We start from the raw sequence: 22,871 nt of genomic DNA on the forward strand, positions 1-22,871 counted from the left end.
CCGCCCTTCATGTCCCCGCCCCTGCTGTCGCCGGCAGCCACGCCTCCACCTCGAGTCCCTTCCCCGCCGCCGCGCGCCACTCCACGCGTCCTCCCAGGCGGGTGAAGCGCTCGCGCATGCCGGTGAGTCCCGAGCCGGGCGTGAGCTTCTCCACGCCGCGCCCGTCATCGCGCGTGTGCACGCGCACCCCGCCGTCCTCGGCGGGCTCGATGCGAATCCACAGGTTCCGCGCGTGCGCGTGGCGCAGCGTGTTGGTGAGGACCTCCTGCACGCAGCGGAACAGCGAGTGCGCCGCCTCGGAGGACTCCAGGGAGAAGGACTCGGGGACCTCCAGGTGGACGGCGAGCCCGGGAGCGCCCTCGGCCAGCTTGCGCAGCGAGGGCAGCAAGGGCGGCGGCGTGTCGCGCAGCGCCCTCACCGTGTCGCGTACCTCGGCCAGCAGCGTGCGCGCGGTCTCACGGGCACGGCGCAGGTGTTCGGCGGCGGCCGTGTCCCTGGCGGTATACGCGGCGGCCTCCAGGTTCAAGGAGAGCGCGGTGAGGTGGTGTCCCACCGAGTCGTGCAGCTCGCGAGCGATGCGCAGCCGCTCCCCCTCGCGCTCGCGGTTGGCGAGCATCACCTGGGTGGCCTGCAGCTCCGCGTGCAGGCGGGCCAGCTCGCGGCGGGCCTCGGCCTCGCGGACCATCACCATCGCGGTGCCGAGCGTGAAGCCCTGGAAGCCGGCGTAGATGAGCGACTGCACCAGTGCTCGGCTGAGCGGATGAATCGCCGCGAACACCAGCAGCGTTCCGGCCACCTGCGCGGCCACCCACGCCAGCGCCTTGCGCTGGGGCATCACTTCGGGGACCTGTCCGGAGGTGATGGCGAACAGCGCGGCATCCAGGCCGCTGTCACCGGCGGCGACGGCGACGAGCGCCGCCACCGACTGCATGGCCAACAGCGGCACGGACGCGCGTCCCTCGTCGCGAGCGTGAAGCCAGAAGGTCACGCCAAAGCCGAGGAACGCGGCCAACCACACGAAGGTGCCCGGGGCCGTCCAGCGCACGGGCTCGGCCGCGAGGTCCAGGATGTGCGGGACGCCCACCACGCCCCAGGTCAGAATCCCCGCGGTGAAGAGCAGGCGCTGGGTGGTGGCGGATCGCGCCGAGACGGATGCCGGGTTCATGGAGGACAGCTTACGAGCCCCTCGTGGCCCGGACCATGTGCTGGAAGTCACATGCCGCCGGTGTGACTTCCCGCAGATGGGCTCCGTTACTGGCTGCGCCCGCCCCAGGAGCGCATGCACTGGTGGTTCGAGCACATGGGCGCGATGGTGGCCTCGGGCATCGGTACCGTCACCGCGTTCCTGGTGGTGAACGCGAGGCACTTCGGCATCAACGGCACGCAGCTCGCGCTGTTCCTCGGTCCCTCCGTGGTGGGCGTCACGGGACTGAAGCTGTGGGAGCGCTACTACCGCCGGCGCTTCAGCGCGAAGCAGGCACCGGCGGCCTTTGGGAGCGCGGCCCCAGCCACGCTCCCATTGGACCCCGCCTCCGCTACTGTCCCGCGGTGACCGTCACGCAGGCCACTTCGTCATTGTTTCACACGCATCCAGGGACGCGCGGCACAACGACTCCGAAAACGTCTGCTCCTCTGGCAAGTAATTGCGTGGGTTCCACGTGTCTGCGAATGGGCAGACACCCTGAATCGTCACTACACCTTCAACCGGATGGCACCGGGGACGATGGTCATGGTGCACGGGAGGCGGCCCGGCGTCTCGCCATCCACGTCGAGGAACACGTCCTCGCCCTCGGCGGGCTCGGCGTGGAGGGTGCGGCAGCGCAGCCGGCGGGTGCCCTTCCAGGTGACGTGCGAGCCGTTGTAGACGCCCTTCGACTTGAGGAGGAAGTCGCTCAGCCCGTAGCCGGACCAGATGGTGACGTCGAAGAGGCCATCGTGGGTGACGGCCTCGGGGGCCACGAACATGCCGCTGCCGAAGTAGCGGCCATTGGCCACGGCCACGGCGGTGATGTCCACGGTCTCCGCGGGGCCGCCGTCGAAGGACAGGCGCACCTTGCGCTCGGTGTACTTCACGAGGCCCTTGAGCGTGCCCCAGACGAAGCTGAAGTTGCCGCCCAAAGCCTTGCTGCCGCTGTTGACCTCGCGGGCCACCACGGCGCTGACGCCGAACGAGGCGATGTTGGCGAAGTAGCGCGTCTCGGGCTGGCCGTCGTTGTTGATGAAGTCGAGCCGGCCCACGTCGAAGGGCTCCGTCTTCTCGGAGCGCAGCCGGGCCAGCGAGGAGTCCAAGTCCAACTCCCACCCGAAGGTGCGCCGGAAGTCGCCGCCGGTGCCGCGGGGGATGAGGCCCAGCGCGGCCTTGGGGTTGATGGGCTTGCCGTCGCGGAAGAAGCCATTCGTGACTTCGTTGAGGGTGCCGTCACCGCCCACCGCGACGATGCACTCGTAGCCCTCCTCGAGGGCCTGGCGGGCGATGCGCGCCGCGTCCATGCCGCCCTGGGTGAACCCATGTCCGAAGTCGCCGAGCGCCTTGCCCACCTGCGCGCCAATCTCCGCCCAGCGCTTTCCCGTCTGTCCGTTGGCGCTGCGCGGATTGACCACGAGGAACGTCTTCATCGGCACCTGCCCCTCCCTGGGGCCCCTGTTTACGCGGTTGTGCGTCAGCACTCCACTCCGCGACTCGTCCATGACGCACCGGGTCTACGTCCACCCCCGGAACATGCCATGTTGGGAAGGTACACACGCTCGAAGAGAGAGGGCCTCGCCCTGGCCGCTTCGGAAGTCACCGAGAAGCTCGTGCCGCACCTGAAGGCCACCCTCGCCGTGGACTGGGCGTGCCCCCACCTGTGCCCCGACCTGGAGGCCGCCAGCGCCCGGGCCTTCGAGGAGACGCGAGCCCAGGAGGACTACCTCCTCGGGCAGGACACGCCGGCCCATGGCGGGGATTCCGCGAGGGAGGCCCGGTTCCTGGCGGCCCTGTCCCGGGTGCGCGCCCTGGCCGACGCGGGCGAGCCCCTCACCTGGGCCCGGCTGGCGGAGGTACAGGCGGAGGTCCTCGGAAGGCCGGTGGGCTTTCGGGCGGGGCCCGCCTTCGCGCACGGGGGCCGGCACCGGTACCTGTACGCGCCGGACCTGGAGGAGATGTTCGTCCGGAAGGTGGAGGCGGACGCGAGGGACGGCTGTCACCCCGTCGCCCAGGCGGTGCGGCTGTATCTGGACCTGGCCTTCTTCCACCCGTTCCCGGATGGCAACGCCCGGGCGGCGCGGCTGTGGTTCGAGTACTGCCTGCGCCGGGCGCGGGTGCCCACGCCTCCGCTGGCGCCGTGGGTGCTGCTGCCCAAGCCGCCGGGGGACGCGGAACGGTATGTGCGGTTCGTGCGGCTCGTGGCGCGGAGCATCGCCGCGGCGGACGCTCGCGGGATGGAGGCGCCGGATGGGATTTAGCTGGTGGAGGCGCGAGTCGACGTGGGAAGTCATCCAGCAAAGCCTGGACGGCTACCAGCCGGAGCGGCTCGCCACGGCGTTGCGCGAGTACCTGACGCCCCGCGTTCCCTCGGGTGTTCGCACGCTGCCCGAGCCGCTCCGCAAGCAATTGCGAGGAGGGGTGGAGGTCATCCTGTATGAGCACCTCGGCCCCTGGTACCACCAGAGCGGCGTGAAGCTCGGCCACGAGCGCGTGGATGGCTATTGCTGGTGCCACAGCTTCTTCAACCAGAATCCCATTCCAGACGTCGGCGTGGAGCACAACGTCCAGCTCATCATGAAGGCGGTGGGACGGGGCCATGCGTGGCTGAGCACGCTGGACGCCACGTTCCGGGGCGTGGAACTGCTCGATGACGAGGACGAGGGCATCCGCCAGATGGCGCTGTCGGACGCGGTGGTGAAGGTCATCGAGCTCACCGCGGACGCGACGGACACGAACGATGACTGGTACCCCTACGCCTTCGACGCGGTGGAGTGGCTGTTCGAGGCGCGCGGCCTGCGCCTCACGCCAGAGGTGCGGAGCGCGATGAAGAAGACGATGGGCGTCTTCACGTCCTGGGTGGGCCCCACGGAGGAAGAGGCGCGCGCGGCCGGAGACGCGGTGGCGCTCGCGGCGGTGCGGACGGCCTTCGACGCGCGCTACCCGCGTCAGGGCTGAGCGAGCGGGAGTCGGACGCGGAAGGTCGATCCACCCCCTACCCTGCTCTCCACCTCGATGTCCCCGCCGTGGGCCCGCACGATGCGGCGCGAGACGGAGAGCCCCAGGCCGACGCCTGGAATCTCCGCCCTCGAATGCTTGCTGCGCCGGAAGGGCTCGAAGATGCGCTCGTATTCGTCGGCGGGGATGCCCACGCCCTCGTCGGACACGGAGACCCGCGCCTCCTCCGGAGACCCCTCGAGCCGCACCCGCACGCGGCCTCCGCGAGGTGAGTACTTGATGGCATTGCTCAGGAGGTTGGTGAGCACCTGGGTGAGCCGCGTCGGGTCTCCTCGGACCGGGACGGGCTGGTCGGGCACCGTGAGCTCGAGGTGGTGCTGCTGGCTCAGGGGCCGGTGGAGCTCGACGACGTCCGTCACGAGCTGGCGCAGGTCGCAGTCCTCCGGGCGCAGCTCGAGGTTGCCGGCCTCGATACGGGTCTGCTCCAGGAGGTCGCCCACCATGCGGTCGAGCCGGTCGAGCTGCGTGGAGATGCGGACGAGGGACTCCCGGACCTTCTCGGGCGGAGGCGGCTCCGGTGACTTGAGGAGGACGCGGGTCGCCAGCTTGAGGGCATTGAGCGGGGTGCGCAGGTCGTGGGCCACGCCCGCGAGGAACTGGACCTGCCTCGCGTCCTGGCTGACCAGGGTGTCGGCCATGTCGTTGAACTCGGCGGCGACCTCGCGGAGCTCGACGGCTCCCACGGGAGCCACCCTCGACTCACGCTGTCCGGACTTGAAGGCCGCCAGCGCTCGGCGAATCGACAACAGCGGCAGATAGAGGCGCGTGCGGATGGCGGCGAGGAGCAGCGCGACTCCCGTGACGATGGAGAGCGTCAGGAGTCCCGCGAGGAGCCGTGTCGCGCCGCTCACCCGCTCCGCCTCATCGCGGACGGCATGGGCCCGCTCGATGCTCGCCAGGGACACGGCCTCCATCGCCGCGACGGCCCTCCTCAAGTGGGGCATCCGCTCGTGTTCGGGAGCCTGGAGGTACGCCTCGACCTGACCACGGGCCTCGGAGAGCAGCGCCTGCTCCGTGGCGGTGCCCGCATACGGCTCGACCTGCCGCAGGAGCTCCAAGACCCGTTGGCGCGCATCGTCTTCGCTGACGCGGGGCCCCGTGCCCGGCGGGGCATGGATGCTCGCGAACTCGCGGACCACCTGGAGCATGAAGAGGGAGAGCGCCAGCTGCTCGGTGGCGTGCACCCGCTCGATGGACTGGCTCAGGTTCCGGGTCCGCGACTGGAACTGGGCGCTCATCCAGAACAGGCCCGCCGCGGAACCTCCACTCAGGAACGCCAGGACCACCGCTCCGATGAGGAAGAGGCTCCGCAGCCGCATCTGCACCACCTCCGGGGGAACCCCGCCACCTTATCGAGCCGGTGGAGGCGTGGGCTCACCCCGGAGCACGGAGTGACGACTTCTGGAGGCTGGAAGCGTCAGCGGGACTCAGGAGCGCCAGCCGTTGCGCCGGTCCTTCCGGTCCTCGCGCAGCTCCTGGCGGTCCGCGCGCAGCTCCTGCTTGCCGAGCTGCACCAGCTCCACGATGAGCGCGCGCTTGCGGTTGAGCTGCACCTGGGAGCGGACGCCCATGAGGGAGTTCAGCTCGCGCGCGACGCTCCTTCGTGCGGCCAGCGAGGCGGCCTCGGCGCGGGCGTCGCGGACATCATCCCGGTTCTCCGCGCGGCTCTCGCCCCGCTCCCTGCGCGCCTCGGCGCGGGCCTGGGCCGTTTCCACGCGGCTCTCGGCCAGCTCCGCGCGCAGCAGCTCGCGCAGCCGGTGGTCCACGGAGGCCAGCTCGGAGGCGTTGTTCCGGCGGGCTCGCGCCGCATCGAAGCGGGCCAGCACGCGCTCCAGCTCGACCACGTCCATGCGGTCATCCGAACGCTGGGTGACGCCGTGACGCACTTCGTGGCCGTTCACCGTGCTGGCCCGGTGGGACTGGGCGTGCGCGGAACCGGCGAGCAGCAGCGAGGCGACAAGAGCAGACGAGAAAACCTTCAGCGTCTTCATGGTGGCGACTCCCGGTGGGGGTTTGCTGCGTTGCTGCGTACAAACCCTCTGACGGGTGAGGCCGGAGTTGATTCAACGCCCCACTTTCAGGGCTTCAGAGGTGCATATTTTCTGAATAAGCTCGTTTTCCCGAAATCGACCGGAGCGACATGAACACCGAGAGGCGGGGGACGATGAAGACACCTGACGGACAGCGGCTGTTGCTGGCGGGACTGGCCCTGGCATTCGTGGGCTGCGGCGTGGAGGGCGCGGAGGGGACCGAAGCGCGGGGGACACAGCGCCAGGCGCTCACGACGCTGACGGCGTCGGAGGACGCGTACGTCCACGAGAGCAACCCCACCTCCAACTACGGCGCGAGCGCCTCGCTGTTCGTGAAGAACGACGCGGGCACGAGCCGGCACGCCTACCTGAAGTTCAACCTGGCCGGCATCCCCGGCGTCACGAGCGCGAAGCTGCGCGTGCACGGAAGCGCGTCGGCGAGCACGACGCTGCAGGCGTTCCAGTCCACGGACGCGTGGACGGAGTCCTCCCTCACGTGGAACAACAAGCCGGCCGTGGGCAGCCTGGTGGGGAGCGTGGCCATCAACACGACCGCGCAGACCCATGAAATCGACGTCACGGCGTACGTGAACGCGCAGGCGGCGGGAGACGGCACGGTGTCCTTCGTGCTGCAGGAGACCGTGGGCAAGTACACCACGCTGGTCAGCAGCGAAGGCAGCGCGAACGTGCCCCAGCTCGAAGTGGTCCCGAGCGGAGGCGGCACGGGGGACACCCAGGCTCCGACGGTGCCCGCGAATCTGACGGCCTCCGGGGTGTCGAGCAGTCAGATCAACCTGAGCTGGAGCGCCTCGACGGACAACGTGGGCGTCACCGGCTATGCGCTCTACCGGAACGGTGCGTTCCTGAAGAACGTCAGCGGCACGTCGACGAGCGACACGGGGCTCGCCCCCGCGACGACCTACAGCTATTCGGTCAGGGCGCGGGACGCGGCGGGCAATACGTCGGGCAGCAGTGCCACCGTCACGGCGACGACCTCGAGCGGCGGCGGCACGTCCTGCGCGGGGGCGCTGGATTCAACCGCCAGGATCCAGGAGGCCCTGAGGAACGCGGCGCCGGGTGCCATCCTGCTGTTGGCTCCGGGCACCTATACGGGCAACAGGGGCACCAGCGGAGACCCCGGTGGACAGGGGCTGTTCTACTCGGGCCAGAGCGGCACGGCGGCTAATCCCATCGTCCTGAAGAGCTGCGACCCGAACAACCCGGCAAACCTCACGGGCACGTCGGTTCGGGATGGCTCCTACGGCCTCCACCTGACGGGGGACCACTGGCAGGTGCGGGACCTTCGCGTCAGGACGGCGCAGAAGGGCGTCATGATTGACAATGGCAATCACAACCTGCTGTCGGGCCTGGAGGTCCACGACATCGGTGACGAGGCGGTGCACTTCCGGGATGGCAGCTCGTACAACACGCTGGAGGCGTCGAGGATCTACGATACGGGCAGGTACCAGCCCCAGTATGGCGAAGGTGCTTATGTCGGCTCGGACTCCAGCTCTCCGTACGAGCACGTCGTGATTGGCAATGTGATTCGGACCACGGAGTTCGCGGGAGGCATCACGGCGGAGCACATCGACATCAAGGAAGGCGCGGATGGCACGCTCGTGGAGGGCTGCACCTTCCAGGGCGCGGGGATTTCCGGCGCCAACAGCGCGGACAGCTTCGTGGACGTGAAAGGTGTGAACACGGTCGTGCGGAACAACCGGGGCTTCCGTCAGGGCAACACCAAGGTCCTGGATGCCTTCCAGGTGCGCACGCACGGCACCGAGTACGCGACGGGGAGGAACAACGCCTTCTCCGGCAACATCGTCGACCTGGACGACTCCGCGGGCTACGTCGTGTACGCCACCAGCGCGACCACGGGCACCACCGCGAGCGGCGATGTCCGCACGGGCGGGGGCAATCTGTACAACGGCAATGTGAATCGCTGACGCGGGTTCCGTGCCGTCCGGGACGAGCTTTGGGGAGAGACGCACCTGGTGACTCCGTCGAAGACCCCAGGTGACAACCGCGTTGACGGTCCGCGCTGTCGCCCCACGAAAGTTCATGGGCTTACGTGCTGGAACGGGGCTTGCTCATGCACGGCGGCATGAGTGAGCCCCAGAAGCCGCTTCCTCCCGGGCCGTGGGCCGTCCCTCCGCTCGCCGCTGGCGTTCCGAGAGGTACTGGACTCGCCATGCCAACGGCCCGGGAGCAGCTCCCGTGCAGTCGGTTTCCCTTCGACCCCGCCGCGGCGTTCTGCACGGGGTTGGCGTCCTTCGTCCTGGGGTTCGGCCCTCACTGGCTACATGAGCTGGTGGTTCGCATTCATCGGGTTCATCCTGGATGTATCCGTCCGGCGAAGGGTGTCTGCAGGGCATTGCGGAGCTGAGCAGGGCGGGCCATCCCTTGGCGGATGCTGAAGAGAGTCGAGAAGCCGGAGTGGTTGCGGGTCGCTGAGGAGTACGAGGCCAGCGGGCTGACGCAGCGAGAGTTCGCCGGGCGCCGGGGGCTGCGCCTGAGCACGTTGCAGTCGTGGGTCTACCGGCGCAGGCGCCAGGGGACCGGGGTGGCCGAGCCTCCCGTGCGCTTGCTTCCGGTGCAGGTGAGCAGCGCGCCCGCGGCGAGCGCTCCCGGCAGCGTGGAGGTGGTGCTCGTCGGCGGCGTGCGGGTGCGCGTCTCACCGGACGCGGACGTGGACTACGTGGCCCGTCTGGTGGCGGCGCTGGGGCGCACCGCGTGCTGACGCTCCCGTCCTCGGTGCGAATCCTGCTGGCCACCGGGCCGGTGGACATGCGCAAGTCGATTGATGGCCTCATGGCGCTGGTACGGACTGCGTGGAGCGAGGACGTCTACTCGGGCCATCTCTTCGTCTTCGTCAGTCGCCGAGGCGACCGGGTAAAGATTCTCACCTTCAGCCGGGGCGGCTTCGTCCTCTACTACAAGCGCCTGGAGACGGGCCGCTTCCGGCTGCCACCCGTGGAGGCCGACGCGCAGTCGGTGCCGCTGGACGCCACGCAGCTGGCCATGCTGCTGGATGGCATCGACGTGGCCGAGGTGAAGCGTCAGCCCGCCTGGACGCCCCCTGGGCGTACAGGTAGCTAAGTACATCACCTGCCGAATGGCTCACCCGGTGGGTTGTTGAGCGCGGGTGCCCCGAGTCCTTCCCCTTGACCATCAGTGTGCCTGGCGCGAGGAGGCCGAGGAGCTCAAGGCCGAGGTGGGTCGCATCGGCGGGGAGCTGGACGCGCTCCAGAGCCAGCTGGCGGCCCTCCAGCGCCACGTCTTCGGCAGGAGGGCGGAGCGCCTGCCGCCCGTCGCGGCCGAGCTGCGCGCAGAGGCGACGAGCGCGGAGTCGACGGCGGCGCGAGACGAGGCGGCGAAGAAGAAGCGGCGGGAGCGCGCAGCGCGCAAGGCTGCGGAGTGCCCCACGCGCGAGATTCGGCACGCCGTCCCCGCCGAAGCGCGGCACTGCCCGGTGTGCGGCAGCGAGGAATTGAAGCCGGTGGGCAAGGGGCGCACCAGCGAGGTGTACGAGTACCTGCCCGCGCGCTTTGAGCGACAAGTGCACGTGCGCGAAGTGCTCGGGTGCAAGTGCGGCCAGGGCTGGGTGACGGCGCCCGGCCCCGCCAAGGTGGTGGACAAAGGCGAGTACGGCCCGGGATTCCTCGCCCACGTGGTGACGTCCAAGTGCGCCGATGCCATGCCCCTGCACCGACTGGCCCTGCGCGTGGAGCGAGGTGGGGTGCCGATGAGTCGCAGCACGCTGACCGACCTCTTCCACCTGTCGGCCTCGGTGCTGCTGCCGCTCTCGCGCCACCTGCTGCAATGCGTGGCGTCCTCGGAGGTGGTGTGGGCCGACGAGACGCCGCTGCGCGTGCTGGACGTGAAGAAGACGAAGCGCGGCTACCTCTGGACCTTCCTCACCCAGAACGAGAAGGGCGACTGGCTCATCGGTTACCGCTTCAGTCTGGGCCGGGCGGGCACGACGCCCAAAGAAGTACTGGGCGGCACCACGGGCGCGCTCGTGGTGGACGCGTACACCGGCTACAACGCGGTGACGCTGCCCACCGGGCGCGTGCGCGTCGGGTGCTGGGCGCACTGCCGGCGCCGCTTCTTCGAAGCGCTCGGCACCGCGCCCGAGGCCCGCGAGGCCCTGGATTTCATCCTCGCGCTCTACCGGGTGGAGGCGCATGCGCGCGACGCGGGCGTGGTGCGCACGGCCACCCACCGCCATCTGCGCCAGCAGCACAGCGCGCCCGTCCTCGGGAAGCTCCGCGCCTGGCTCGACGCGCAGGCGGCGCGCCACCTGCCGAAGGGGCCCATGGGCCAGGCGATTTCCTACGCCCTGAACCAGTGGGACGCGCTGAGCCGCTTCGTCTCGGATGAATGCCTGCCGCTGGACAACAACCGGGCGGAGGCAGCCCTGAGAAAGGCAGCCCTGGGCCGCAAGAACTTTCTTTTCGTCGGCCACGAGGCCGCGGGCGAGAACCTGGCGGGCCTCTACGCGCTGGTGGCCACCTGCGAGGCCAACCACGTCAACCCCGAGGAGTACCTCGCGGACGTGCTGCTGCGCGTGCAGACCCACCCCAACTCGTGCATCGGCGAGCTGCTGCCTCACGAGTGGAAGCGTCGACGCGCCGTCGACTCCTCCTGAGCCCCCTCGCTCAGGCCCCTCCCATCCACCTGCTTATGTCCAGGCTCGCGACCACCGCCGAGCACAGCAGCCGTCCGTCCTCAAGGGGGCGGTACAGCGCTCACCGGACGGATACTCCTGGATGGCTTCGCCTTGATTGAGGCCGCGGTGGCCCTCGTCTTCGGAATCCGGGGGCTGAGAGGCGCGTACTGGGGGTTCGCTGCCTCCGGGCTGTTGATGGCAGCCGCCACGGTCCTCAAGGTGTGGCTGTTCTTCCATCACCCACCGTTCGTGGAGTGGGTCAGGAACTCTTTCTAATACTACCTGATCAGATCCGTGATGCCCTCGAGGAGAAGCGCGGGCGCTGATGTGTCGCAGGCAGCGGGGGCAGTGGCCGATGCGGCGCAGCAGGAGCTGTTGAAGGCGGCGGCGCACCTCGGCCAGCGTCCAGCGTGTCCTCCTCCGGGGGGAAAAGCACCCGGCGGAGCGCGAGGAACCCGTGGGCCACCATGCAGAGCGTGGCGTGGTGGTGGAAGCCTCGCCACGTTCGCCCCTCGAAGTGGTCGAGGCCTACCTCGCCTTTGAGCTCCTGGTAGTCACGCTTCACTCGCCAGCGCAGCTTCGACAGGCGCACCAACTCCTCGAGCGGCGTGTCCTCCGGCAACGACGAAAGCGAGTACTTCGTCGGGGTCTTCTCCTTCTGGGGCCATTCAATCAGCAGCCACACTTCTTCGCTCGGTGGAGCGCGCTGGACGTGACGCTCGGCCGTCTGCACGCGCACGGCCGTGAACCGCGATGACTGCTCGCCCCGGCTCTCCTCGCGCCAGCTGACGCGGTGAAACTCCTCCTCTGGCAACTGGCGCACCAATTCCTCAATGGTCCAAGGCTGCCCCCCTCGGCCACGTAGCGCGTGCGTGGCCGTCCGTTCTACCCCGGCACCTTCTCGGGTTTTTGAGGCTTGGCCCCCGGCGGCCATACTTTGTGCGTGCCCTGCACGCCCATCAGATAGTGCAGACCACGCTCGCGCACGCCGTCGCGGAACTCCCGCGCCGCTCCGTATCCGGCATCGGCCAGCACGACGTGCTGGCGGACGCCCCACTTCAACGCGGCATCCAGTTGGTCCAACGCTATCTGCCACTTCTTCTGGAAGCGGACCCCGTAGGGATGCCCGCGGCCTTGCAGCCCTTGCGGCTTCGCGTCCACTCCTCGGGCAGGTACAGCCGCATCGCGATGCAGCCGCTGCCCCTCTCCCCGGCACAGAGCACGGACGTCCAATTAATTCCATCAATCAATGCTAACGAAAGCAATTATTGTTGCAAAGAGCGCCACTAATTGGAGCTTCACCTTCGGCGTAGATGTGCACGCAGCGGTTACCGTCAGCACTGGACGGTAGCGCCTCCGGCAAATCATGCCCTATCACTATATCTATGCCTCAATGGTCGGCTTTGGTTGTGTCTTTTTGATGGCTTTTTTGGATTTGCCACTTGGGGTGTTAAGACTTGCGATCGATTTAACTGCCTCAAGGAGGATGGTCAGTACCTGCGGATCAATAGAAGCAGGATCGACGTCGCTAAGCGACGAGCGCCGGTCGATGTTCCAGTGCTGGAAGGCCTCCTTTACCTCCGGCCACGTTGCTTGTGCTCCATAGACTTGAAGGTAGAATTTGCCGAAGGAAATCGCGTGAAGCCGATCAGATGCCTTGAGCGCTTCGTTAGTAAAGGATCTTCCAAGCGTGAAGGCATACTTTGCGGAGGCACCAAGCAGCGCAATGGCGAGAACATTCTTGAGGGCAATGTATGCGAAATTTGTCCATGATGAATCGCCGGTCTCTAGTGCTGTGGTGATGCTAATATAGGCAATCCCGAGCCCTGCCAATAACGAGAGGAATCCGGCAATGTACCAAGCAATGCCGACGCAACGGTTACGGGTTTCGAATTTTCCAAGGCTTGATACAGCCTCGTTGATGAACTCTGATGCATTCTTCTCAATAAGTTTGCGAGCCGCGTCCTGCTTTTTCGCCTCGGCTGCGAGTTGGCCGGAAAATGCATTGGCTGCGTCGTGAACCTGCTCTACTACCCGCCTAAGGTTCTTGTCGCGAGCTATGATGCAGTGGATGTGTTGGATAAATGCAGGAATCGGGAGTTCGCCAAAAATTACCGGAAGAATCAGGGTTTGCTTGCTGGACTGGGAGTAGCCTAGTGCTACTCCAAGCTCGCTTATGACCCATTGCGATTGCTGAGAGTTCTCAGTCAGCAGTGCGATGAAGACGTCCGCGCCTTGGAGACCTTTGGTTAGTGCTTCTCGCCAATCGTGACCCGGGATAAGGGTGTTGACGTCAATGATGATTTTGTGGCCGAGTTGCTTCAGTTGTTCTGACAACTCAAGGGCACTCGGGGTGTCTTTTTGAGAGTATGAAATGTAAATTGTTGCCATAAAGTAAGAGCCGGACTGCTTCGGCAGTGTGACTCCATCGAAGACTTATTAAAGCAGGCGCTGGCGGTTCTTGCCAGGGTGCTGAGAGCCCTCATGCTTGCTCCGAGGGGCCACACGGAACTCGACATGGAACCTTCTATCGCCGAGGCCTTGAAGTGAATTTAGAGTAATAAGCGATTAGCGCTGTCTAGGGTGATGGCATCTCAAGTCTGGAGTATGGGGAGGTAGTCCCGCTGCGTAGATTCCCGGCTAGCGGTCTTTCTTCTTATAGATCCGCTCCCGCCAGCGTGGCGGTCCGAGTTCAAGCGGCAAGGCTCGAACGATCGCGCGAATTGCATCGACCTCGTTTTTGACGTTGGCCCACACGTAGTCTCGAAGAGGGCGAGGAACCTCTCCGCCGTCAAACACCAGTGTAATGATTGCGAACTTGTCCCCCACCTCAATTTTGCGATGGACCGCTTGGTCAACTTCTCGCGCAAGCCATCGCTCGTCTTCAAAGTTCTTTGTGACGAAGAAGACGATTGCGCAAGATGTGTCGATACCTTCGGTGATTCCTCGGTGCAACATGGTTCCAGCAGGCATGTCGTGCGCGTCGAGCCAAGGCTTATGACCTAGCTCGCTCAGCAAGTCGAAGTATGGCTGGACAAGTGGCTTGTCGGCTGTTCGATGGCTAAGAAAGATCCGAGTTTCGTTTTCACTGGGGATTGCGGCAAGCGGAACTCCTGCAAGCTCGCGAAGGTTGGGGCTAGCCATTGCTGCTTCCTCCCTCAAGCGGCCTGTCATTGCTTCCGCGAAAGGTCGGATGACGAGAGATATTGACTTGGCAGCTGCCTCCGACGCTTTGTAGGCTCCCATGAGTTGACCAAAGCCTCGGAAATCTAGCAAGTCCGACGAGTCGGATCCCATAGAGGATACGAGATCCCACAGAACGACCAACTTGTCGTCGGGGGACTCTGGAAAAATAAGCGCTGCCAGTCGGCCGCTATGCGACGTCTGGTCTGTCTGGTGCTTCCACCATGCACTTGCGTCGTAGGCTGGAAGTGCTGAGAGAATTCGCTGGCAGAGTGGATTGCGTTTTACCTCGCGCACGAACTCGATAAGATGGTGTTCGAGGTCACTGCTGTCTGCATGAATCGCCGCATCTCGCGCTTGGCGAAATGCCGACAGATGCTTCACGATCTCGTTAGAATCTGCCATTGATGCTCCCTAGCTGATTTGTAGCTCCGAGGCGCAAGACGGGCACCTTATTGCACCGCTCCACCCCTCGGAAATCTTGAAGTGCTCATCACACGACGCGCAGGAAATACGTACCATGTCGTCTGGGTCGGGGCCTGCGATGGGGCGCGGGCTGCGTGTTTCGCTGGCCGTCTCGATCCTTAATGAGACCATTCCTCGATGACGTCGCGATACGGTACGATTTAAATTGCTCAACATGCCGAACACCATCGGCTCCACTATCTCACGTTGGGCAATCCGATAAACGTACGACCGATATTCTCCGTATAAAAAACTCTGCGCGTCAGCCGGCTTGGCGCAGTAGGGGCAGGTCATTTGACTGCTACTGCTCGATTCGGACTGCGTCTCGACCAGACCACTTTCTGCGATTGCCCTCGAAGTCCACCAAGCCACGGTGTCGTTGAATCGCGCCTCATTGCCTTTGACCTTGAACTCCAACATGCACGATGGACACTCATGTCGCTGGTAGCCGGATGCGTCTGCAGGTAAGCCGAACTCCAATCTTACCTTGGAGTCCTCGTCATCATCGGACATATCTAAGGCCTCCTTCCCAGATTGCGATGCGGACGCGTTGTCTCCAGAGGAGACCATAGCTCATGATGGAACACTCGGCCCCTACCGTCTACTCCGTAAGAGTGCCAAGGGCGCTCTACCTGCGCGCGACGGCGCGCGTTAACCTCACGTCAGGTGCGAGGTTGGCCCGACGTGAGAGCCACCCAAGGCCGCGGGTGTTCAGGCGCGAGAGAGCGAAGAAGCCTAGCTCCCTGCCATGCACCTGATGCGAGCGCGGCCTGGGCAAGCGTGTACCCCAAGGGGCTGCGTGGCCACTGCACCGGCCGGGAGCATTACTCGGGCGGCCCCTGTCAGCGGCCCTCTCCAGCCCCTCTGCCTCCTCCCAATCAACAGGCACCCATCCCTCTGATGCGTCGAGAGTTCGGGGCTACACCGCCTGTCGAGACGTAGACCGGAGGAAAAGTCCGCACATTGCTCTCACCACGCGTTTCGGTATCAACTCCCTCCCGGTCCGACGCCAGGGAGCGTGTATTTGATGCAAGGGAAGAGCCTGGCTCTGGCGGTGGTCCTCCTGGCTTCGGAGGAGGTGGCGCAGAGCCCGGCGCGCTCCGAGACGGAGACGAGCCCGCCGGCGCGCACCGTGGACGCGAAGGAACCGCGCCTTCACGACTCCAAGAACAGCGTGGACACACCCGAGAGCGTACGCGCTCCCTCGGCTCCGGCCTCCAGCACGCCCCCTGCTCCACCGCCGCTTGAGCCTGTCCGGAACAAGTCGGCCTCGAGCAGAAGCAAGCGTTCGGGAACCCCAAGGGAACACCTCGTCGTCATCGGCGGGATGCTCCTCGTCCTGGCGGGGTTCTTCTACCTGGTGATCCGCCTGGCCCTCATGAGCGTGAAGCCCCAGGGGAAGCAACCCCGGGTCTCTCCCCTCCTGCCCCGGAGCGGGGAACTCGAGCCGCTGGAACACCGGCTGAACCAGGTCTCGGCCGCACTCGTCCAGGTGGAGCAGGCCCTGCTGCGGAAGGAGAATGCCAGTTTGCGAGTGCGTTTCGACCAGGCCCGGAAGGCCGAACAGAACGCCCGGCAGTCGCTGGAGAGCTTCCGCAGGGGAATCGCATCGCGGTCCGCCGTGACGCAGCGGATCGACAAGGCACACAAGGTGTCGGCGGCGGCACTGGCGGATGCACGCCGCCTCTCGGGCGAGCAGGCCTGAGCGAAGCACGGAGCCTGGGCGCGCCCGCCTCCCTCCAAACTCAGGGAGGGAGGCGGTCCTCGAGTATCAGAGGGCGTAGGGGACCATCCGGATGTCCTCGGTTCCCGTCCCGAGCTGGCCCGAGCCGTTGTTCCCCCAGCCCCACAGGACGCCGTTCGCGCGGAACGCCATCGAGTGGTAGTCGCCCGCAGCCAGGCCCGTCGCATCAATGATGTTCGGGACCTGCGCCGGAGCGCTCTGGCTGGAGGTGAAGCCATCGCCGAGCTGCCCGCTGGCGTTGTAGCCCCATGACCACACCGTGCCGTCATCCTGAAGCGCGAGGGTGTGCGAGTCCCCCGCGGCCACCGCCACGCAGTTCGTGAAGTTCAGCGCCTGCACGGGCGACACCGCCCAGAAGGTGGAGCCGTCACCGAGCTGGCCATAGTAGTTCTCGCCCCAGCTCCACACCGTGCCATCGGACTTGAGCGCCACCGTGTAGCCGCGTCCCACCGTCATGGAAACGACGGAGGTGAGTCCCGGCACCTGCCCGGGGCTGGAGCGCGAGCTGGTGGTGCCATCGCCGAGCTGGCCCTGGGGGTTGCCGCCCCAGGTCCAGACGGTGCCATCGACCTTGAGCGCCACGGAGAAGAGGCTGCCCGCCGCCACGGCGATGACTCCGGTGAGCCCGGGGACCTCCGCCGGAATCCACCGCGAGGCCGTCCCTCCATCCCCCAGCTGGCCGTAGCCATTCGAGCCCCACGCCCACACGGTGCCGTCGGCCCGGAGCGCCAGCGTGTGACCGCCCTTGCCCGCCACCGCGATGACATTCGTCAGGCCCACGGCCTGGACGGGAGAGGCCCGCGCCGTGGTGGTTCCATCCCCCAGCTCGCCACTCGTGTTGTTCCCCCAGGACCACAGGGTGCCGTCGGCGAGGACCGCCATGGACCGCTCCGGCCCCGCCGCGACGAAGGTGGCGTTCGCGAGCCCCGCCACCTGCGAAGGCACCGTCCGCGCGGTGCTGGTGGTGGTTCCATCGCCCAGCTGACCGAAGGTATTCAGGCCCCACGTCCAGACGGTCCCGTCCGACTTCAGGCCCACGGAATGGTTTCCCCCGCCCACCACGGACGGCCCCGTGAAGAGCGAGGGAGCCGGGCTCAGGAAGTTGCTCGGGACGCCATCGCCCAGCTGGCCCGAGCCGTTGTTCCCCCAGACCCACAGGGTTCCATCGGGCTGGACCGCCAGGGAATGGCCCTCCCCTCCCGACAGGAAGCTCGCGCCGGAGGGGCCCTCCATCGGAACTGGCAGGGACCGGAAGGTCGTCGTGCCGTCGCCGAGCTGTCCCTGGCCGTTGGAGCCCCACGCCCAGTGGCGGCCATCCTGCGTGGCCGCCAGCGTGTGATTCTCCCCCGCGCCCAGCCGCACGACCTCCGAGAGCCCCAGCACCTGCGCGGGCGTCAGCCGCCGGGTGGTGGTGCCATCGCCCAGCTCTCCGGAGAAGTTCGCGCCGCAGCCCCAGACGGTGCCATCGCCCTCGAGCAGGAAGGCGCTGCTGTATCTCAAGGCCACGGCCACCACGGAGGTGAGGCCCGAGACCTGCACGGGCACCAGCCGCGAGGTGGTCGTGCCGTCACAGAGCTGGCCCGTGCCGTTGTAGCCCCACCCCCAGGCCGTGCCATCCGCCTTGACCGCCATGGAGGAGCCACCGCTGGACGCCGCCAGGTCCACCACGCCCGTCAGCCCCACCACCTGGACGGGCCTCGTGCGCCGCAGCCGCGTGCCATCGCCGATGCCATCGTAGCTGTAGCCCCAGGCCCACACCGTCCCGTCCGACTTGAGCGCCAGGGAGTGCTCGGCGCCCGCCACCACGGACGTGACGTCCGTGAGGCCCGACACCTGCACGGGCCTCAGCCGCTGGGTGGTGGTGCCGTCGCCAAGCTGACCGTTGGTGTTGAGCCCCCAGGCCCACACCGTGCCGTCCGACTTGACCGCCAGGGAATGGGAGCGCCCCGCCGCCACGGACACCATGGAGGTGAGCCCCGAGACCCGCACGGGCGCGAGCCGGTTGAAGGTGGTGCCGTCTCCGAGCTGACCGCTGGAGTTGTACCCCCAGGTCCACACCGTTCCATCCAGCTTGAGGCCTACCGAATGGAGGCGACCGGCCCGCGCCATCTTCCAGACTGGCGAGGCCATGGCCGCATGGGCCGCCTCCGGGGCGGTCGTCGCTTCCGCCGCCTGCACCAGGCCGGAGCCGCCGGCCACGAACCACAGACACATCAGCAAGCCCACCGGCAAGCGGCCGGTCGGTCTCCCAAGCATCACTGGCATGATTTCCTCGCGGGGTCCCACGAAAATGGGAAACCAGGATACATCAGAAATAGCGTGGCAGGACTGCTCGTCCCCCTGGCGTCAACGTGCTGACCGTCATCCCGAAGTTGCTCGACAGGCCGCAGGGTGATTTGGACCCGAGGTAGCCAGGGACCCCCCGTCGCTTCGTATTCGGACCGGATGTCGCGGAGCCAGGAGCAGCCATCGGTGCTCCATGCAGCCGCTACAATCGAACGAATCAGGAGCGGGCTCCTCACGAGTCGAGGCAATGCAAGACTTCCGGGATGAAGACACGGCGGTGGGAACAGGTGACGTGGACGTGGTCGTCGCGGGAGCAGGCCCGGTGGGCGTGCTCGCGGCCAACCTGCTGGGCCTCCACGGCGTGCGCGTGCTCGTGCTGGAGCGGGATTCCACGCCCCACGCACAGCCCCGCGCCTTCTCGTGCGACGACGAGGCGCTGCGCATCTACCAGTCCGCGGGCCTCGTCGACGCGCTGATGCCGGACCTGCGGCAGAGCCGGCGTGTCACGTACACGGGCGTCGGGCGCAGACCCATCGCCGAGCTCCGCCTGAGCGAGGTGGACTTCGGCTTCGGGTACTCGCCCATCTGGTTCTTCCACCAGCCGCTGCTGGAGAAGACGCTCCGCGAGGGACTCCGGCGTTTCGAGTCGGTGGAGCTGCGACTCGGCACCGCGGTCGAATCGTTCGAGCAGGACCCCACCGGTGTGACGGTGCGCCTGCACGACCTCGCCAGCGGAAGGCGGAGCACGGTGCGTGCGCGCTACCTCGTGGGCTGCGACGGGGGACGGAGCACGGTGCGCGGGCTGCTGGGCCTCTCCCTGGAAGGCCGCAATGAAGAGGAGCCGGGAATCACCATCTCCGGCACCGTGGCGGAGCAGGACGCGCCCTCCGAGAGCAGCATCGTCTGCGACCCGCTGCGTCCCGGCTTCGTGGGCCGGGGGCCCGCCGGCCAGTTCCGCCTGGAGTTCCGGCTGCACCCCCGCGAGACGGGCGCGGAGCTGCTGCAGCCCGGCTCGGTCCGCCGGGTGATTGCCCCGTATGTGAATCCGGACCGGATGAAGGTGGAGCGGGCGCAGATCTACTCCTTCCGGTGCTTGATGGCGCCGCGGTGGCGGAAGGGGCGCACGTTCCTCGTGGGTGACGCGGCCCACATGATGCCGCCCTTCATGGGCCAGGGCCTCGTCTCGGGCCTGCGCGACGCGGCCAATCTCGCCTGGAAGCTGGCGCGGGTGATTCGGGGGCACGCCCCGGAAGCGCTGCTGGACACGTACGAGCAGGAGCGCCGCCCCCATGTGCGCGCCATGCTCGACGTCTCCGTGCGGCTGGGCTCCGTGTTCCAGACGCACAACACCCCCATGGCCCTGGTGCGGGACTCGCTGATGCGCGGCATCCAGTGCGTCCCGAGCGTCCGCCGCTTCGTGGAGGGCTTCCGCTTCAAGCCGCCCCCGTCCATCGAAGAAGGCTGGCTATTGGGCGGCCGCCGCTCCGGACACGACGCTCCCGAGGGGAGCTATTTCCCACAGCCGCGGGTGCGGCTCGCGTCCGGTGAGGAGCGTCTGCTGGACGACACGCTGGGCTCCGGGTTCGCCGTGCTGAGCAGGAAGCGCGAGTCCGCCACCCGGGCGGCACGGGGGCTCGCGATGGCCCTGGGCGGCAGGGCCGTCACCGTGGGCCCGGCGGGCATGAGGAGCACGGGCTCCGACGAGGTGGAGGACTTCACTGGGAAGCTGGAGGGGTGGTTCACCCGGCACGGCGTGGACTTCGCGGTGGTTCGCCCGGACCGCTTCGTCTTCGGCGCGGTGCCCCTGGGGCGGCTGCACGCGTTGCACACCGCGCTAGGTGTGCGTGCTTGAACGTGCCGGAAGGGCTTCTCTAACGTCCGGTCCGGGCGCGCCGCTTCGGCGCGTGGAGAACGTTCCATGCCGCGGTTCGAGTTGAAGGAAGGCAGCTCCGGCAAGTTCTGGGAGATCACCCTCGCTGGAAGCAGCTGCACCGCGCGCTGGGGCTACATCGGCACGGAGGGACAGTCGAAGACGCAGACCTTCGACTCTCCCACCGCTGCATGGAAGGTCTACGAGAAGCTCATCATCGAGAAGGAGAAGCGGGGCTACGTGATGGTCGGCAAGGAGGGCGCCGCCGAAGCCTCCAGCAAGGCCAGGAAGCGAGTAAGCGCGTCCAATCCGGAGCTGGAGGCCGCCATCCTCGCGGACCTCGACAACACGGACGCCTGGCTCGTCTATGGCGACTGGCTCCAGCGTCAGGATGACCCCCGCGGCCAGCTCGTCGCCCTCCAGCACGCGGTGATGCAGGCCCGTGGCGACGAGGCCACGAAGCTCAAGGGCCAGGTCAAGGACCTCATCGAGAAAGGCAGGGCCTCGCTGCTCGGAGAGGAGCTGGCCGAGGCTCTGGAGGAAGGAGGGCTCCAGGTGGAGTGGCACCTGGGCTTCATCCGCTCCGCGCGGGTGGGCCTGAAGGACGAGGACGACCCCACCAACGTGACGCAGGTGGTGAAGGCGCTCCTCGTCCACCCGGCGGCGCGCTTCCTTCGCGAGCTCACCATCGGCAATGCCCACTTCGGCGACGACATCAGCTACAGCGACATCGTCGAGGCCCTCACCGAGGCACTCACCTGGCTGGGGGGCTCGAAGACGCTCCAGCGCCTGTTCATCGGCGACTTCGAGTACCCGGACGACTACGAGATTTCCTGGCTGCACCTCCACGACGTCTCGGCCCCACTGAAGCTGCTCCCGAACCTGCGTTCGCTGCGGCTGCGCGGGGCTTCGCTGGAGATTGGCGACATCGACCTGCCGGAGCTGCGTGAGTTCACCGTCGAGACGGGTGGCCTGCCCTTGTCCGCGGTGAGGTCCATCGCCAACGCCCGCTGGCCGAAGCTGGAGCGGCTGGAGGTCTGGTTCGGCAGCCACAACTACGGCGGCGAGGGCGGCGTGGAGGACATCCAGCCCATCCTCGACGGCAAGGGCCTGCCCCACCTCAAGCACCTCGGCTTGCGCAACGCCGAGTTCACCGACGACCTCTGCGAGGTGCTGCCCCATGCGAAGGTGCTCCCGCGGCTCGAGACGCTGGACCTGTCCATGGGGGCGATGTCCGACCAGGGCGCGCGCATCCTGGCGGAGAACGCCCGGGCCTTCGCGCACCTCAAGCGCCTGGACGTCAGCAGGAACACGCTCACCGACGAGGGGCAGCAGCGGGTGGCGCAAATGGGCCCATCCGTGAACGCGGGCAACCAGCGCGACTACGAAGAGGACTACCGCTACGTGGCGGTGGGCGAGTAGGCCCACCGGCGCGGCATCCTCCCAGAGCGTGCGCGCCGGAAGAAAAGCGGAGCCCCCGCGGGCGGCCTCCCTTCCGGGTGGACGTCGCGAGGGCTCATGCCGCGTGTCTGGGCTTCGACGCTTGCCGCTCACTCGTGCGTGTACGAGGAGCTCATGTCCTTGGACTTGAACCGGGTGTTCAGGCTGCTGATGCCGTGGGAGGCCAGGGAGACGAGCTCGCCCTTCTGCGTCACGCCGTCGCCGTTGCGGTCCTCCCAGATCTTCAGGCCCTTGAGCTCCTTGCCCTCGACGCGGCCGTTGCCGTCCTTGTCGAAGTACTTCGACAGCTTCTCGTAGCCGTTGGCGAAGCGGTTCTTCCCGTCCACGTCCACGTGGCCGAACAGCTCCTTGCCACTGGTGATCTTCTTGTCGCCGTCCACGTCCCAGACCAGCATTCCGTCGCCGCCCTTCTTCTTGTCCCAGGCCTTGGTCCACTCGTTCTCGTTGACGTTGCCGAAGTGGTACATGAGCTTGTTCTTCTGCGCGTCCGTCTTCAGCTCGCCCACCAGCTTGCCGTTGGCGTCACGGAACTCGGCGCGCATCCCCTTGCCCAGGCCCAGGCCCATGTCGCCCGAGTTCGCCTTGCTCTTGTCCAGGGCGCTGGCGTCCAGGGTCTTCACCTTCTTGCCCTTGGCGTCGAACACCTCCACCTTCGTGCCCTTGGGCAGCGCGGGGACGACCTTGCCACCCGGGCGGTGCATCTCGCTCTTGGTCGTCCACTGACGGTTGCTCGGGTCCAGGTCGAAGCCCTTCACCGTCTTGCCCTCCAGCTTGCCGTTGCCCTTGATGTTGGAGCCGGTGATGTCCGCTCGGCCGTTACCGTTCAGGTCCAGCACGATGGGCGACCTCTGCTGCGTCTTCGTGCCATCCTTGGCGTCGAAGAAGACGTCCCACATCTTCCCCTTCTTCTGCTCCGGCGGGCGCGGCGGAGGCGGAGGCTCGGAGGGGCACGTCGGCAG

Annotated in this window: 19 protein-coding genes and 1 pseudogene; 10 read left to right on the forward strand and 10 right to left on the reverse strand. The window is 67.1% G+C overall.

Annotated features, from left to right (window positions below; all coding sequences use genetic code 11):
- Nucleotides 1–7 precede the first annotated feature (7 nt).
- Nucleotides 8–1,165, reverse strand: a complete 1,158-nt coding sequence (locus tag HG543_RS33800) for a sensor histidine kinase (protein WP_169349052.1) — start codon at nt 1,163–1,165, stop codon at nt 8–10.
- 114 nt (nt 1,166–1,279) lie between these two features.
- On the opposite strand from HG543_RS33800, the gene HG543_RS33805 reads away from it, so the two are divergent.
- Complete coding sequence (locus HG543_RS33805; RefSeq protein WP_169349053.1) at nt 1,280–1,552, forward strand: hypothetical protein; 273 nt, start codon at nt 1,280–1,282, stop codon at nt 1,550–1,552.
- A 140-nt stretch (nt 1,553–1,692) separates the two neighbouring features.
- Here the strand turns inward: HG543_RS33805 and HG543_RS33810 are convergent, their stop codons facing one another.
- A complete protein-coding gene (locus tag HG543_RS33810) occupies nt 1,693–2,616 on the reverse strand; it encodes a diacylglycerol/lipid kinase family protein (RefSeq protein ID WP_169349054.1) in 924 nt (307 codons plus the stop codon).
- Nucleotides 2,617–2,724: 108 nt separating this feature from the next.
- Between HG543_RS33810 and HG543_RS33815 the strand changes: the two genes are divergently transcribed.
- Nucleotides 2,725–3,444, forward strand: a complete 720-nt coding sequence (locus HG543_RS33815; RefSeq protein WP_169349055.1) for a Fic family protein — start codon at nt 2,725–2,727, stop codon at nt 3,442–3,444.
- On the forward strand, nt 3,434–4,141 hold the full coding sequence (locus HG543_RS33820) for a hypothetical protein (protein ID WP_169349056.1): 708 nt from the start codon (nt 3,434–3,436) through the stop codon (nt 4,139–4,141). The genes HG543_RS33815 and HG543_RS33820 overlap by 11 nt, the downstream gene beginning before the upstream one ends.
- On the opposite strand, the gene HG543_RS33825 is transcribed toward HG543_RS33820, so the two are convergent.
- Complete coding sequence (locus tag HG543_RS33825) at nt 4,132–5,520, reverse strand: sensor histidine kinase (protein WP_169349057.1); 1,389 nt, start codon at nt 5,518–5,520, stop codon at nt 4,132–4,134. The genes HG543_RS33820 and HG543_RS33825 overlap by 10 nt on opposite strands.
- A 108-nt stretch (nt 5,521–5,628) precedes the next feature.
- Nucleotides 5,629–6,192: a hypothetical protein gene (locus HG543_RS33830; RefSeq protein ID WP_169349058.1), complete on the reverse strand. Its 564-nt coding sequence runs from the start codon at nt 6,190–6,192 to the stop codon at nt 5,629–5,631.
- A 173-nt stretch (nt 6,193–6,365) separates the two neighbouring features.
- Here HG543_RS33830 and HG543_RS33835 point away from each other — a divergent pair, with 173 nt between their 5' ends.
- The 4 genes from HG543_RS33835 to tnpC all read left to right on the forward strand — a co-directional run bounded on the left by HG543_RS33835 (nt 6,366) and on the right by tnpC (nt 10,882).
- Nucleotides 6,366–8,177: a CBM96 family carbohydrate-binding protein gene (locus HG543_RS33835; RefSeq protein ID WP_246357492.1), complete on the forward strand. Its 1,812-nt coding sequence runs from the start codon at nt 6,366–6,368 to the stop codon at nt 8,175–8,177.
- Nucleotides 8,178–8,671: 494 nt separating this feature from the next.
- The gene (tnpA, locus tag HG543_RS33840) at nt 8,672–8,971 is read left to right on the forward strand and encodes an IS66 family insertion sequence element accessory protein TnpA (RefSeq protein ID WP_246357493.1); all 300 of its coding nucleotides are present in this window, start codon (nt 8,672–8,674) and stop codon (nt 8,969–8,971) included.
- A complete protein-coding gene (gene tnpB / locus HG543_RS33845; protein ID WP_169349061.1) occupies nt 8,965–9,330 on the forward strand; it encodes an IS66 family insertion sequence element accessory protein TnpB in 366 nt (121 codons plus the stop codon). Before tnpA ends, tnpB begins: the two co-directional genes overlap by 7 nt.
- A 46-nt stretch (nt 9,331–9,376) precedes the next feature.
- Nucleotides 9,377–10,882 (forward strand): IS66 family transposase, encoded by a 1,506-nt coding sequence (tnpC, locus tag HG543_RS33850; protein WP_169349062.1) that lies wholly within the window; start codon nt 9,377–9,379, stop codon nt 10,880–10,882.
- Between the two features lie 307 nt (nt 10,883–11,189).
- Here the strand turns inward: tnpC and HG543_RS57170 are convergent.
- The 4 genes and pseudogenes from HG543_RS57170 to HG543_RS33870 form a co-directional block, all read right to left on the reverse strand.
- Nucleotides 11,190–12,129: pseudogene (locus tag HG543_RS57170) on the reverse strand (IS701 family transposase); the annotation flags it as partial.
- A 157-nt stretch (nt 12,130–12,286) separates the two neighbouring features.
- On the reverse strand, nt 12,287–13,294 hold the full coding sequence (locus HG543_RS33860; RefSeq protein ID WP_169349063.1) for a toll/interleukin-1 receptor domain-containing protein: 1,008 nt from the start codon (nt 13,292–13,294) through the stop codon (nt 12,287–12,289).
- A gap of 249 nt (nt 13,295–13,543) precedes the next feature.
- Complete coding sequence (locus HG543_RS33865) at nt 13,544–14,470, reverse strand: TIR domain-containing protein (RefSeq protein WP_169349064.1); 927 nt, start codon at nt 14,468–14,470, stop codon at nt 13,544–13,546.
- Nucleotides 14,471–14,500: 30 nt separating this feature from the next.
- Nucleotides 14,501–15,064, reverse strand: a complete 564-nt coding sequence (locus tag HG543_RS33870) for a hypothetical protein (protein WP_169349065.1) — start codon at nt 15,062–15,064, stop codon at nt 14,501–14,503.
- An 814-nt stretch (nt 15,065–15,878) separates the two neighbouring features.
- Between HG543_RS33870 and HG543_RS33875 the strand changes: the two genes are divergently transcribed.
- On the forward strand, nt 15,879–16,256 hold the full coding sequence (locus HG543_RS33875; protein WP_169349066.1) for a hypothetical protein: 378 nt from the start codon (nt 15,879–15,881) through the stop codon (nt 16,254–16,256).
- Between the two features lie 66 nt (nt 16,257–16,322).
- Here HG543_RS33875 and HG543_RS33880 read toward each other — a convergent pair whose 3' ends face one another.
- Nucleotides 16,323–18,509, reverse strand: coding sequence for an RCC1 domain-containing protein (locus HG543_RS33880; RefSeq protein WP_246357494.1), 2,187 nt, complete (start codon nt 18,507–18,509; stop codon nt 16,323–16,325).
- A gap of 319 nt (nt 18,510–18,828) precedes the next feature.
- On the opposite strand from HG543_RS33880, the gene mhpA reads away from it, so the two are divergent.
- Nucleotides 18,829–20,433 carry a bifunctional 3-(3-hydroxy-phenyl)propionate/3-hydroxycinnamic acid hydroxylase MhpA gene (gene mhpA, locus HG543_RS33885; RefSeq protein WP_169349067.1) on the forward strand — a complete coding sequence of 535 codons (1,605 nt, stop codon included), beginning with the start codon at nt 18,829–18,831 and terminating at the stop codon, nt 20,431–20,433.
- Nucleotides 20,434–20,499: 66 nt separating this feature from the next.
- Nucleotides 20,500–21,873, forward strand: coding sequence for a WGR domain-containing protein (locus HG543_RS33890; protein WP_169349068.1), 1,374 nt, complete (start codon nt 20,500–20,502; stop codon nt 21,871–21,873).
- A 128-nt stretch (nt 21,874–22,001) separates the two neighbouring features.
- Here the strand turns inward: HG543_RS33890 and HG543_RS33895 are convergent.
- The coding region (locus HG543_RS33895) for an SPM autocatalytic domain-containing protein (protein WP_211194345.1) at nt 22,002–22,871 on the reverse strand (870 nt) is incomplete at its 5' end.

The sequence above is a fragment of the Pyxidicoccus fallax genome (assembly GCF_012933655.1).
GTDB classification, from domain to species: domain Bacteria; phylum Myxococcota; class Myxococcia; order Myxococcales; family Myxococcaceae; genus Myxococcus; species Myxococcus fallax.